12 protein-coding genes are annotated in these 12,251 nt (G+C 66.8%); 4 read left to right on the top strand and 8 right to left on the bottom strand.

Annotation, left to right across the window (positions count from 1 at the left end):
• Positions 1-6: 6 nt before the first annotated feature.
• From FBY28_RS10070 to FBY28_RS10105, 8 genes are all read right to left on the bottom strand, one after another.
• Entirely contained in the window at positions 7-384 is a 378-nt protein-coding gene (locus FBY28_RS10070) for a hypothetical protein (RefSeq protein ID WP_141866366.1), read from the bottom strand.
• Positions 385-778: 394 nt separating this feature from the next.
• Positions 779-1,741: a TAXI family TRAP transporter solute-binding subunit gene (locus tag FBY28_RS10075; RefSeq protein WP_141866367.1), complete on the bottom strand. Its 963-nt coding sequence runs from the start codon at positions 1,739-1,741 to the stop codon at positions 779-781.
• A gap of 19 nt (positions 1,742-1,760) precedes the next feature.
• On the bottom strand, positions 1,761-3,131 hold the full coding sequence (locus FBY28_RS10080; RefSeq protein ID WP_141866370.1) for an MFS transporter: 1,371 nt from the start codon (positions 3,129-3,131) through the stop codon (positions 1,761-1,763).
• Positions 3,132-3,253: 122 nt separating this feature from the next.
• Complete coding sequence (locus tag FBY28_RS10085) at positions 3,254-4,669, bottom strand: sensor histidine kinase (RefSeq protein WP_141866372.1); 1,416 nt, start codon at positions 4,667-4,669, stop codon at positions 3,254-3,256.
• A gap of 1 nt (position 4,670) precedes the next feature.
• Positions 4,671-5,333, bottom strand: coding sequence for a response regulator transcription factor (locus FBY28_RS10090; protein ID WP_141866374.1), 663 nt, complete (start codon positions 5,331-5,333; stop codon positions 4,671-4,673).
• Positions 5,334-5,387: 54 nt separating this feature from the next.
• Positions 5,388-6,611: a cytochrome P450 gene (locus tag FBY28_RS10095; RefSeq protein ID WP_141866377.1), complete on the bottom strand. Its 1,224-nt coding sequence runs from the start codon at positions 6,609-6,611 to the stop codon at positions 5,388-5,390.
• Complete coding sequence (locus tag FBY28_RS10100) at positions 6,608-7,336, bottom strand: acetoacetate decarboxylase family protein (RefSeq protein ID WP_141866379.1); 729 nt, start codon at positions 7,334-7,336, stop codon at positions 6,608-6,610. Before FBY28_RS10100 ends, FBY28_RS10095 begins: the two co-directional genes overlap by 4 nt.
• A 131-nt stretch (positions 7,337-7,467) precedes the next feature.
• The gene (locus tag FBY28_RS10105) at positions 7,468-8,499 is read right to left on the bottom strand and encodes an LLM class F420-dependent oxidoreductase (protein WP_141866381.1); all 1,032 of its coding nucleotides are present in this window, start codon (positions 8,497-8,499) and stop codon (positions 7,468-7,470) included.
• A 58-nt stretch (positions 8,500-8,557) separates the two neighbouring features.
• Between FBY28_RS10105 and FBY28_RS10110 the strand changes: the two genes are divergently transcribed.
• The 4 genes from FBY28_RS10110 to FBY28_RS10125 are packed head-to-tail and all read left to right on the top strand — an operon-like array spanning position 8,558 to position 12,205.
• Positions 8,558-9,559: a Zn-ribbon domain-containing OB-fold protein gene (locus FBY28_RS10110; RefSeq protein WP_141866383.1), complete on the top strand. Its 1,002-nt coding sequence runs from the start codon at positions 8,558-8,560 to the stop codon at positions 9,557-9,559.
• Positions 9,560-9,573: 14 nt separating this feature from the next.
• Positions 9,574-10,629, top strand: a complete 1,056-nt coding sequence (locus FBY28_RS10115; protein WP_174241588.1) for a thiolase family protein — start codon at positions 9,574-9,576, stop codon at positions 10,627-10,629.
• 2 nt (positions 10,630-10,631) lie between these two features.
• Positions 10,632-11,807, top strand: a complete 1,176-nt coding sequence (locus FBY28_RS10120; RefSeq protein ID WP_141866384.1) for a thiolase family protein — start codon at positions 10,632-10,634, stop codon at positions 11,805-11,807.
• Positions 11,804-12,205: a nuclear transport factor 2 family protein gene (locus FBY28_RS10125; protein ID WP_141866386.1), complete on the top strand. Its 402-nt coding sequence runs from the start codon at positions 11,804-11,806 to the stop codon at positions 12,203-12,205. Before FBY28_RS10120 ends, FBY28_RS10125 begins: the two co-directional genes overlap by 4 nt.
• Positions 12,206-12,251: the final 46 nt, after the last annotated feature.

The raw sequence follows: 12,251 nt of genomic DNA on the forward strand, positions 1-12,251 counted from the left end.
CTCCGATCACACGCGCTCTGCCCGAGGCTCGACATCGGCCAATACGGTTTCGATCACCGTGCACGCCTGCGCGATGCCGGAGCGGTAACCGGCCCCGACGTCCCCCGCCCCGTCCCCCGCGGCCGATAGTCGGTCGAGGATCCGCGACAGTGCCGAACGGACCATCGCGCGTTCCCGCCGCCGCGCCGCACCGACGCCGTCGAGGTGCAGGCCCGAGGCCGATCGCGCGATCTCGTCCAACGCACAAATTCGGGCGTACCTGGTGGCCGAGGCGTGGCCGCGCCGATACTCCGGATCGTCGTGTTCCGGAACCGCCGCGGTGATCATCGCGATCACGGCAAGCAGTTCCTCACCCGCGTTTGTGCGCCGTTCATCGACAAGCATTTTCCGTCATGTTCTTTCCACGATAAGGTCACCAGAAAAAATTCTATCCGCCACCGAATTACGAATTATTCGGCCCCTTTTAATGGCGACCCAACTGCCAATTCGCGCCGCGCGATCGCGTCGTTCTGTCACCGGAGCGCGCGCGGCCCGCAACACGCCCAATCCGTCGAAAGACGGCTACCGTGAGGGCTTTTTGCGGCGGACCACCGTCTCGTTGGAGAGTTTCTCGCGCTTGGCCGCTCTTTTTTCCTTGAGCGTCAGGGTCGCTTTTCGGAGCTCTCGCCCCTGAGATTTACTAGCCATTTTTCCTCCTGTGCGCTAGCAATACCTACGAGGCCCGACCATACCCGAGAAAAAAATAAAAGCCAGTTGCCGTAAATGGTGGTTGTATTCGTCAGCCGTGCCGGCGACGGTACTCCGCGGAAGCACCGGGGTGCAGCGGCACGGCACCGGTCTGGATCAGGGATTGCGCGTCGAGGAACTGGCTTCCGATCGCCTGGGCGGGAACGAGCGAGGCGGGTTGGTCGAGCAGCAGATCCACCATCGTGGCGACCACCGAGCCGGCGACATCGCCGCGCGCCAGCAACAGGTTCGCCACTCCGACGGTGGTCACCGCGGGATGACTGCCGTACACATCCGCGGGCACCGTCACCGCTTCGTACGTCGTTCCGTGACGCAGACGCAGGGTATCGACCACCGTCGTCAGGTCCAACAATCGGATGCCGCCGATATTCGCGAACGCCGGTGTCGGGAGACCACCGGCCCACATGACCGCATCTACCGAACCGGCTTTCAGCGCGGACGCTGCCGCGTGCATCGACTGAACCACCCGCCGCACCGCGCTCGGGGCGGCCAGCCCGACCGCGGCGAGCACCCGTTCGGACAACCTGGTCGCCCCCGATCCCGGTGCTCCGACGCTCACGACGCGGCCGGCGAGCTCCGCGGGTGACCCGATGGGAGACTCTTCGAGCACCGCGACCTGGAAGTAGTTCTCGTAGACCCGGCCGACAGCAGCCAGACCGTCGGCAGCGGTGTCATCCTGCGCGGTGTCGCTGAGGCTCATCGCCAGATCGGCGTGCCCGGAGTGGAGCATCTGCAGGTTCTCTGCCGAGCCGCCCGTGACCACCGGTTCGAGATGCACGGAACCGGCCCGGTCGGCCGCGGCGGCGAGCAGCCCGCAGAAGTCCCAGAAGAAGCCGCCGGGCTCGCCGGCGGCAAGCCGGACCGGGGCCACCGCACCGCCACCGCATGCGGTGGCGGTCAGAACGGCCGTCAGTGCCGCGAGGCCCCGCAGTGCGGACCTGCGATCCAACACCGGGGGCCTCGACGACACCGCAGACGACACCGCAGACGACATGATCAGCCAGCGTAGATCGTCACACGAATGCGCGACCCTGCTCGCGGTCCAGCGCGGTCTCGGACTTGTTCTTCAGGACGAAGATGTAGACCATCAGCGATACCGCGATCACCACCGTGACGTACCCGATGAACCATCCGACATGACCACCGCCCTTGGCGGCCTGATAGATCAGTGGCGCCGTGCCACCGAAGGCCGAGTTGGCAAGGGCGTAGCCCAATCCCACGCCGAGTGCCCGGATATGGGACGGAAACAGCTCCGCCTTCACGATGGCGTTGATCGAGGTGTAACCGGTGAGGATGACATAGCCGACGCAGACAAGGGTCAATGCCGTTGCCGCCGACGTGGTCTGGGGCAGGTAGGTGATCAGCACGTAGGTGTAGATCAACGCGCCGACGCCGAAGAACACCAGCAGCGGCTTGCGGCCCACCTTGTCGCTGATCAGCCCGCCGATCGGTTGGATGGCCATCAGGAACGTCAGACCGATCAGATTGATCCAGGTGGCCGTCATGCCCTGGTCCTCGAAGGTGGACTTGACGATTGCCGGTGCGTTGACGCTGTAGGTGTAGAAGGCGATGGTGCCACCGATGGTCACCAGGAAGCACACCAACAGCGCCCGCCAATGCGCGGTCAACAGCTCACGCATGGACCCTGACCCCTGGTCCTCACCGCGGCGGACCGCCTCGAGTTGTTCCGGGGTCAGCGACTCGTCCATGCTGCGGCGCAGCCAGAAGACCACCACGGCGGCAATACCACCGATGAAGAAGGCTATACGCCAACCGAATTCCTCGATCTGCTCACGATCCAGGAACACCTGCATGACCAGCAGCGTGAGTTGGGCCAGCACGTGACCGCCGACCAACGTCACGTACTGGAACGACGAGAAGAACCCGCGTCGCTCCCGCGTCGCCGCCTCGGACATGTAGGTCGCCGACGTGCCGTACTCGCCACCGGTGGCGAAGCCCTGGACCAACCGGCACAACACCAGGATCACCGCGGCCCAGACCCCGATGCTCTCCCGGCCCGGGGACAGCGCGATCACCAGCGAACACGCCGCCATCAGCGACACGCTGAACGTCAGCGCCGCCCGCCGGCCGCGTCGGTCGGCGAACCGGCCGAAGAACCACGATCCGACCGGGCGCATCACGAAGGTCACCGCGAAGATCGCGTACACGTAGAGGGTGGAATTCTTGTCCGCAGAGTCGAAGAACTGGTTCTCGAAGTACGAGGCGAACACGGTGTAGACGTAGACGTCGTACCACTCGACGAGGTTGCCCGACGATCCCCGCAAGGTGTTGAAGATCGCCCGGCGGGTGGCCGCCGGTGAGGATGCGGGGGGCGGAGATCCGGGCCCGTCGCCGGCGGGCTCTCGGGTGGCCGAACTGGTCATGTCTGTCCTCCTTGTCCGCGACGCCCCGCACGGATGCGCCCGCGCCGACATCGTTGTCGCTCCCCACTGTGAAGGCTGTCACAACGGTTCGGGAAGCCGCAGCACAAAGTCCTAACAGTCCCTTAGGACGAATCCGTGGCCATCGGTGCGGGGATCCGCATCGTCAGACACAGCCCGCCCGCCCGACCGGAATCGACCTCGAAAGTGCCACCGGCACGCTCGATGAGGGCGCGGGCGATCGCAAGGCCCAGACCGGAGCCCTGGCCGACGGTGTTGGCGGCCCGGAAGAAGCGGGTCGCCACCCGGGGCAGGTCTCTGGTGGGCACACCGCGGCCGTCATCCCGAATCAGTAGGACGACCTCGGCGTCGTGGCGCGCGACGGTGACCCGCGCGTGCGCGCCCGGCCCTGCGTACTTGGCGATATTGCTCAGGGCGATGTCCAAGATCTGGGTCAGGTCCTGCTCCGGCAGCAGTGCCGGGACGGCGGGCAGCGTCTCGACGGTGACGTCGATGTCGGCATCGGCCATCGCCGCTGCCCAGAACTCCACTCGCTCGGCGGCGATCGCACCGACATCGCCGGTGTGGCCGTCCCCGTCGGTCTCGGCACGGCTTTCCGCGCTCGCCAGGGCGAGCAGATCGTTGACGATGCCGGTCAGGCGATCCACTTCCAGCGTCGCCTTGTGGTGGGCAGCCGCCGATGATTCGGGCAGCGCCATGCCCAGCGTGTCCAGCCGCATGCTCAATGCTGCCAGCGGATTTCGCAGCGCATGCGCGGAATCGGCGATCAACCTGCGCTGTGCGGCGTCGGCGGCGTCGATATCGCGAGCCATCGCGTCGAAGGTCGCCGACAGTCGGCGCACCTCATGCGGTCCCGCGTACCGACCGGGGATCGGCTCATCGAGGGTGGGTGGATCCGTGGGGGCGCGGTCGCGCACGCGATGCCGCAGCGATACCGCGCGAGCCGCCAGATCGGTCAGTGGTCGTACCGTCCACCGCGACAACGCCACCGCGATCGCGGAAGCCAGTACCAGCAGGCCCACCGCGCCTGCGGCGATGAGCGCCCACGCCCGACCGATCTCGGTGCGGGCGGCGGCCGTCGACGCGGCCAACACCACCGCGCCATCGACCTGCGTGCCGGTCCCGACCGGTACCGCGATCAGCACCCGCGCGGGTGACCACGGCGTGACGGCATCCGGGAGACGGCTGCGCTGATTGCGTAACGCATCGGCGGCGGCGTCGGCGAACTCTCCGTCGATATCGCCCACCCCCGCCGCCGCACGCGGCCTACCGTCGCGTCCGACGATCACCACCGGCTCGTCGTAGAGCTGGTGGTAGCGCTGCACGACCTGCTGCAGTTCCGGATCGGGCGCGTCATCGGTACGGGCGGCCAGATCGGCGAAGTAGGAGGCCGCCGCGAGGCGGTTCTCCCCGAAGCGCTGCATCCGCTCGCGACCCAGCGTGATCGCCAACGGGACCGCGAGCCCGATGACCACGATCGCCGAATAGACGACCAGCACGAGCAGGACGCGCCGCCACATCTCAGGAACCCCAGCGGTAGCCGTACCCGCGGATGGTCGCGATCGCCTCGGGCCTGCCGAGCTTCGCGCGCAGCGAGGTCATGTGCACATCCAGACTGCGCGAGATGGCCACGTAGGCGTCACCCCAGATCGCATCCATCAGTTCCTGCCTGCTGACGGCTTCCCCCCGACGCGCGACAAGATATGCGAGGATCTCGAATTCTTTTGGTGCAAAAGCGATCTCGACGCCGGCAACTTCGACGCGGCGGGCACCGAGTTCGACCACGATGTCACCGGACCGGATCACCTCGGGCTCAGGTGGCGCCGTGGCGGCGGTTCGCCTGCGCGCAGCAACCTCGATACGGGCTCGCAGTTCGCCCAGACGCGCCGGCTTGACCACGTAATCGTCGGCACCCGCCCGCAACGCGCGCACCACCGAGCGTTCGTCGTCACGGGCGGTCAGCACCACCACCGGGATCTGGCTCACGCCGCGCAACCGGCGCAGGATGGTCATCCCGTCGTCGTCGGGCAGCCCGAGGTCCAGCAGCGCGAGATCGATATCGCGGTGACCCAGCAGCAGATCGGCTCCACGGCGCATCCGCACCGGTGCATGGCCGACCTGGGCGAGCGCGTCGACGAGCGCCTCACCGACGCCGTCGTCGTCCTCCACCACCGCGATACGCATCGCGTCAACGGTACGACAACGACGGTCGCAGTCAGGCTGTGCGCGCTGGGCTGATCAGCCGAGCACCCTCGCCGTCGGGGTGAACACCACCGGCATCGACTCCAGCCCGCTGACAAAGTTGGCGGGCCGCAGCGGCAGCATGTTCTCGTCGGCCAACCGCATATCGGGCAACCGCGCCAGCACCTTCTCGATCATGATCTTCAGCTCCAGCCGCGCCAGCTGGTTTCCCATGCAGAAGTGCGTGCCGAAGCCGAACGCGACGTGGTTGTTCGGGCTGCGGTCGATGCGGAAGTTCTGCGGGTCGCCGAACACCTGCTCGTCGAAGTTCGCGGACTCGAACATCAGCATGATCTTCTCGTCCTTGCGCAGCGGCGTGCCGTAGAACTCGGTGTCCGCGGTCAGGGTGCGGCACATGTTCTTCACCGGCGAGGTCCAGCGCAGCATCTCCTCGATGGCGCCCGGTAGCTTGCCATCATCCGCCCTCAACTGGGCCCACTGGTCCTGGTGACGCAGCAGCTGTTCGGTGCCGCCGGAGAGGGTGTGCCGGGTGGTCTCGTCACCGCCGATCAGGATCAGCAGGGTCTCCATGACGATCTCGGCGTCCTCCATCCGCTGGCCCTCGACCTCGGAATTGACCAGCACGGAGAACAGGTCGTCGGTGGGATCGGCCCGCCGCTTGGCGATCACGTCCATGGTGAAAGCGGTGTATGCCGCGAAGGTGTCCATCAACAACTGGACAGTCTGCTCGTCGACATGAGAGCTCAGCCCGCACACCAGATCATCGGACCATTTGAGCAGCAGGTCGCGCTCCTGCGGCAGTACACCGAGCATGTCGCCGATCACTGCCATCGGCAGCGGGGCGGCGATATCGCGGACGAAATCGCACTCGCCCTTCTCACACACCGCATCGATGAGGGTGTCGCACAGGACACCGATCGATGGCAGTTTGTCCATCACCCGCTTGCGGGTGAATCCGGCGTTGACGAGCTTGCGGCGCAACAGATGTGCCGGATCGTCCATATCGATCATGTACGGCATACCGGGCTGGTCGGGCCGAATTCCACCTGCGTTGGAGAACAACTCCGGGTTACGTTCGGCATCGAGCACCGCGGCGTGGCTGGCCGCGGCGGCTTGGCCGTTACGGTCCCGGAACACCGGCTCGTGCGCCCGCATCCAGCGGTAGGCATCGCGGGCCTGCCCGTCGGCGTAGAACCGGCCGTCGGCGAGATCCACATCGGGACGTGCCTCGGTGACCGAACCGGTCAGAACCCCTGTCATGCGATCTCCTCGGCGTCGGCGAAGGTCATTTCCACGTTGCGGGCGGAGCCGGAGAACATGGCGCGCTTGGGAAAACCGAGCGCCGCCAGTTCACGGCCGTAGGGATGCGAGCCGAGGCGGACCGTCACGCCACCGGGCCGGTAGCGCACACCCGACATGATCATCTGTCCCGACGTCCTGCGGGTCACCCCGTCCAGATACGAATACGTCGGGTGCACCTGCGGTTTGCCGGTGAACATCGCCGGCACCGGCAGCCCGGGCGCGAAGTCCATCCCGACGGCGAACTGTCCGTCGATCGATGCATCGAAGGAATAGTGGTGACCGTCGCGAATGACGAAGTCCGCCAGCACCTTCGGGTAGCCCCAGATCTGGCGGCCGGCGGCCATGGTGAACTGGCCGTCGACGGGCAGGTGATGGATGAAAGCGCCCGCCGCACCGAAGGCCTTGAGGCCCGTCGCGGTCGATCCGGGCGGGTTCACCATGACGTTGGTGCCGTACTCCAGATACGGACCGAGATCACCGTCGACATAGCGCATCAGCATCAGCACCACCACGGCCTTGCCGGGTCGGTAGCGGCATACGGTCAGCCCGCTGTAGTCGATCATGGCTTGCGCGGCATCGGCGTCCACCGAGAACATCGCCATGTGCTGCTCGGCGGTACGGATCTGCACGGGCATGGTCACGGTCTGGCCCGCGATCGTGTACTGCGATGTGGCGTGGGTCACGCGCCCAATCTAGGACGCGTAGTAGACACCTGGCAAGGAAGTGTCTACTCGTAGCGCCACCCCTTCCCGACGAAGAGACGCAAAACTGCCGATTACGGCACCAAAACCGCAGTTCTGCGTCTGCTCGGCAGCTAAACCAGGGCCGCGAGATCCTTGATCTGCTCCACCGACCGGGCCCCGACCACCATCATCGTCACGCCCGAGGCCTCCCAGGCCTTGATCTGCTCCTTGACGTAGTCGAGGTTGCCCACGATCGCCGAGTCGTCGACCAGTTCGTCCGGGATGATCTTGGCCGCTTCGTCTTTGCGGTCGCTGCGGAACAGCTTGGTGACGTCGTCGACCACCTCGGCGTAGCCCATCCGGCGGTAGACGTCTGCGTGGAAGTTGGTGTCCTCGGCGCCCATCCCGCCCATGTAGAGCGCCAGGTGCGGTTTCATCAACTCCATGATCGCCGGGCGGTCATCGGTGACGACGACCTGTGCGGTGGCACAGATCTCGAAGGTCTCGCGGGTGCGCCGTGCACCCGGGCGGGCGAAGCCCTCGTCGAGCCATTCGTTGTACATGCCTGCGATGCGCGGCGAGTAGAAGATCGGCAGCCAGCCGTCGGCGATCTCGGCGGCCAGCGCGACATTCTTGGGCCCCTCGGCCCCGAGCATGACGGGGATGTCGGCGCGCAGCGGATGGGTGATGGGCTTGAGGTTCTTACCCAGTCCGGTGGTGCCCTCACCGGTCAGCGGCAACGGGTAGTGCGGGCCGTCGCTGCGCACCGGCGCCTCGCGCGCCCACACCTGGCGCAGGATGTCGATGTACTCCCGGGTGCGGGCCAGCGGCTTTCCGAACTTGGCGCCGTACCAGCCCTCCACCACCTGCGGGCCGGATACCCCGAGGCCGACGATATGCCGCCCGCCGGAGAGATGATCAAGGGTGAGCGCGGCCATCGCCAGCGCGGTGGGCGTGCGCGCCGACAGCTGCAGCACCGAGGTGCCCAGCCGCATCCGCGTGGTCTCGCGACCCCACCAGGCCAGCGGGGTGTAGGCGTCCGACCCCCACGCCTCGGCGGTGAACACGGTGTCGAAGTCGGCCTCTTCGGCCGCGGCGACCAATTCGGCGTGGTTGGTCGGCGGCTGCGCGCCCCAATAACCCAGTTGCAAACCCAGCTTCATCGAAGCGCCTCCAGACCCGTGGTTGAAACCATTCTTAGAACCTGTTCTACTCGATGCTGTGACCACAGGCCAAAGCAGCCCGGTGCAGATCGACAAGCATGAGCGGCCCCTCTCGGCGCCGCTGAGGCTCTCATTCGACTACACCCGTTCAGTAGGACCGCTCCTGTCTCAGTTCTTCACCGCGCTACGCCAGCGACGCATCGTCGGCGTACGCGGATCCGACGGCAGGGTCCTTGTCCCACCCGCCGAGTATGACCCCGTCACCTACGCGGCACTGACCGAGGTCGTGCCGGTCGGTGCGGTGGGCACGGTGCAGTCCTGGACATGGCAGTCCACCCCGCTGGAGGGCCAGCCCCTGGACAAGCCGTTCGCGTGGGCGCTGATCCTGCTCGACGGCGCCGACACCCCGCTGCTGCACGCGGTCAAGGCCGCCGAGGGCGCGATCAAGACCGGCGACCGGGTGCATGCGCACTGGATCGACGAGCCCGTCGGCGCGATCACCGATATCGCCTACTTCGTCCCTGGTGAGGACTCCGAGCCGGAGGGGCAACCCGATGACCGTGAGCCCGTCACCGTGCAGGTGACGCCGAGCTTCATCGAGATCCAGCACACCGCCTCACTGCCGGAGACCACGTTCCTCAAGGCGCTGCAGGAGGGCAAGCTGCTCGGTGGCCGCACCAAGTCCGGCCGCGACGGCAAACCCGGCAAGGTGTACTTCCCGCCCAAGGAGGCCGACCCGGCCACCGGCCTGGCGCTCGACGAGTTCATCGAGCTCGTCGACAAGGGCACCGTCACCACCTTCGCGGTGATCAACATCCCGTTCCCCGGCCAGCGGATCAAACCGCCCTACGTCGCGGCCTATGTGCTGCTCGACGGTGCCGACATCCCGTTCCTGCATCTGGTCACCGAGATCGATCCCGCCGATGTCCGGATGGGGATGCGCGTGCAGGCCGTGTGGAAGCCGCGCGAGGAGTGGGGCCTGGGTATCGACAACATCGACTACTTCAAACCCACCGGTGAACCCGACGCCGACTACGACTCCTACAAGCACCATCTGTAAAGGGCTCACCTGACATGACAGATATCGCAGTGGTGGGCTTCGCACACGCGCCCCACGTCCGCCGCACCGACGGCACCACCAACGGCGTCGAGATGCTGATGCCGTGCTTCGACAAGCTCTACACCGAGCTCGGCCTCAAACAGACCGATATCGGTTTCTGGTGCTCGGGATCCTCGGATTACCTTGCCGGCCGCGCCTTCTCGTTCATCTCGGCGATCGACTCGATCGGCGCGATCCCGCCCATCAACGAGTCGCATGTCGAGATGGATGCGGCGTGGGCACTGTACGAGGCCTATATCAAGCTGTTGACCGGGCAGGTCGAGACCGCCCTGGTGTACGGCTTCGGCAAGTCCTCGGCGGGCACGCTGCGCCGAGTGCTGGCGCTGCAGACCGATCCGTACACCGTGGCCCCGCTGTGGCCGGACTCGGTGTCCATGGCGGGTCTGCAGGCCCGCGCCGGACTGGATTCCGGCAAGTGGTCCGAGGAGCAGATGGCCCAGGTGGCACTGGATTCCTACGCCGCGGGCGGCCGCACCGATCGCCACGAGGTCACCGGCAGCGTGGCCGACCTGCTGGCACAGCCGTACTTCGCCGATCCGCTGCGTCGCCACGACATCGCCCCGATCACCGACGGCGCGTCGGCGATCGTGCTGGCCGCCGGCGACCGGGCCCGCGAGCTGCGCGAGAATCCGGCCTGGATCACCGGTATCGAGCACCGCATCGAGACCCCGATCCTGGGTGCCCGCGATCTGACCACATCGCCGTCCACTGCGGCCTCGGCGAAGGCGGCCACCGGAGGTGACACGGGCTCGATCGACATCGCGGAGATCTACGCCCCGTTCACCCATCAGCAGCTGATCCTCACCGAGGCCATCGGACTCGGCTCGAACACCAAGGTCAACCCGTCCGGCGGCACCCTGGCGGCCAACCCGATGTTCTCGGCGGGTCTGGAGCGCATCGGCTTTGCCGCCCAACACATCTTCTCTCGTTCTGCGCAGCGCGTCCTCGCGCACGCCACCAGCGGCCCCGCGCTGCAACAGAATCTCGTCGCCGTCCTGGAAGGGAAATAACAGTGGCAGGTCAGCTGGCCGCGGTGCTGGGCACCGGGCAGACGAAGTACGTCGCCAAGCGCCACGATGTGTCGATGAACGGCCTGGTGCGCGAGGCCATAGATAAGGCGCTGGCCGATTCCGGCTCGACGTTCGATGATATCGACGCCGTGGTGGTCGGCAAGGCGCCCGACTTCTTCGAGGGCGTCATGATGCCCGAGCTGTTCATGGCCGACGCGACCGGCGCGACCAACAAACCGCTGATCCGGGTGCACACCGCCGGTTCGGTGGGCGGGTCGACCGCCATCGTGGCGGCCAGCCTGGTGCAGTCGGGCAAATACAAGCGCGTGCTGACCATGGCCTGGGAGAAGCAGTCGGAATCGAATGCCATGTGGGCGTTGAGCATTCCGGTGCCGTTCACCAAGCCGGTCGGCGCCGGCGCCGGCGGATACTTCGCCCCGCACATCCGTGCCTATATCCGCCGCTCCGGGGCGCCGAATCACATCGGGGCGATCGTGGCCGTCAAGGACCGGCTCAACGGGGCCAAGAACCCGTTGGCGCATCTGCATCAGCCCGATATCACCGTCGAGAAGGTGATGCAGTCCCCGATGCTGTGGGACCCGATCCGCTATGACGAGACCTGCCCGTCCTCCGACGGTGCGGCGGCGCTGGTGATCGGCAACGAGGAGGCCGCCGAGGCGCACCTGGCCAACGGCAATCCGGTGGCGTGGATCCACGCGACCGCGCTGCGGACCGAGCCGCTGGCCTACGCCGGTCGCGATCAGGTCAATCCGCAGGCCAGCCGCGATGCCGCGGCCGCGCTGTGGCGTGATGCCGGTATCACCTCACCCATCGACGAGATCGACGCCGCCGAGGTGTACGTCCCGTTCTCCTGGTACGAGCCGATGTGGCTGGAGAGCCTGGGCTTCGCCCCGGAGGGCGAGGGCTGGAAGCTGACCGAGGCCGGTGAGACCGCGATCGGCGGGCGCATCCCCTTCAACGCCTCCGGCGGTGTGCTCTCGTCGAATCCGATCGGCGCCTCCGGCATGATCCGGTTCGCCGAATCGGCCATCCAGGTGATGGGCAAGGGCGGCGATCATCAGGTCCCGGGTGCCCGCAAGGCACTGGGTCACGCCTATGGCGGTGGCGCGCAGTACTTCTCGATGTGGGTCGTCGGGGCAGACAAGCCCACGCGGTGACCGCGCCGGTGACGCTGGCGGGTCGGCGGTCGCGGGAGGCGGCCGTCGCCCGCGACAAGGATGCCTGGTTGGCGGTGTTCGCCGACGACGCGATCGTCGAGGACCCGATCGGTCCGTCGCATTTCGACCCCGAGGGTAAGGGCCATCGCGGCAAGGAGGCCATCGCCGCCTTCTTCGACAAGGCGATCGCCCCGAGTCAGCTCGAATTCCACTTCGAGAAGACCTATGTCTGCGGCCCCGAAGAGGCCAACGTCGGGCATATCGTGATCGTCGCCGGCGGCTACCGCGTGGTGGCGGAGGGCGTGTTCACCTACCGCGTGAACGCCGAGGGCAAGATTGCTGCGCTGCGCGCGTACTGGGAAGTGGACAAGGCGACCGCCAGCGCACAACGGGTGTGACGGCCGGGTGTGCGGGCTCCGATCGCGTAGGCTGGGCAGCGATTTC

It is taken from the genome of Arthrobacter sp. SLBN-53 (assembly GCF_006715585.1).
Classification (GTDB): Bacteria; Actinomycetota; Actinomycetes; order Mycobacteriales; family Mycobacteriaceae; genus Mycobacterium; species Mycobacterium neoaurum_A.

Coding starts and splice junctions, on each gene's coding strand:
- FBY28_RS10070 (WP_141866366.1), bottom strand. CDS start 384: ATGCTTGTCGATGAACGGCGCACAAACGCGGGTGAGGAACTGCTTGCC.
- FBY28_RS10075 (WP_141866367.1), bottom strand. CDS start 1,741: ATGTCGTCTGCGGTGTCGTCTGCGGTGTCGTCGAGGCCCCCGGTGTTG.
- FBY28_RS10080 (WP_141866370.1), bottom strand. CDS start 3,131: ATGACCAGTTCGGCCACCCGAGAGCCCGCCGGCGACGGGCCCGGATCT.
- FBY28_RS10085 (WP_141866372.1), bottom strand. CDS start 4,669: ATGTGGCGGCGCGTCCTGCTCGTGCTGGTCGTCTATTCGGCGATCGTG.
- FBY28_RS10090 (WP_141866374.1), bottom strand. CDS start 5,333: ATGCGTATCGCGGTGGTGGAGGACGACGACGGCGTCGGTGAGGCGCTC.
- FBY28_RS10095 (WP_141866377.1), bottom strand. CDS start 6,611: ATGACAGGGGTTCTGACCGGTTCGGTCACCGAGGCACGTCCCGATGTG.
- FBY28_RS10105 (WP_141866381.1), bottom strand. CDS start 8,499: ATGAAGCTGGGTTTGCAACTGGGTTATTGGGGCGCGCAGCCGCCGACC.
- FBY28_RS10115 (WP_174241588.1), top strand. CDS start 9,574: ATGACAGATATCGCAGTGGTGGGCTTCGCACACGCGCCCCACGTCCGC.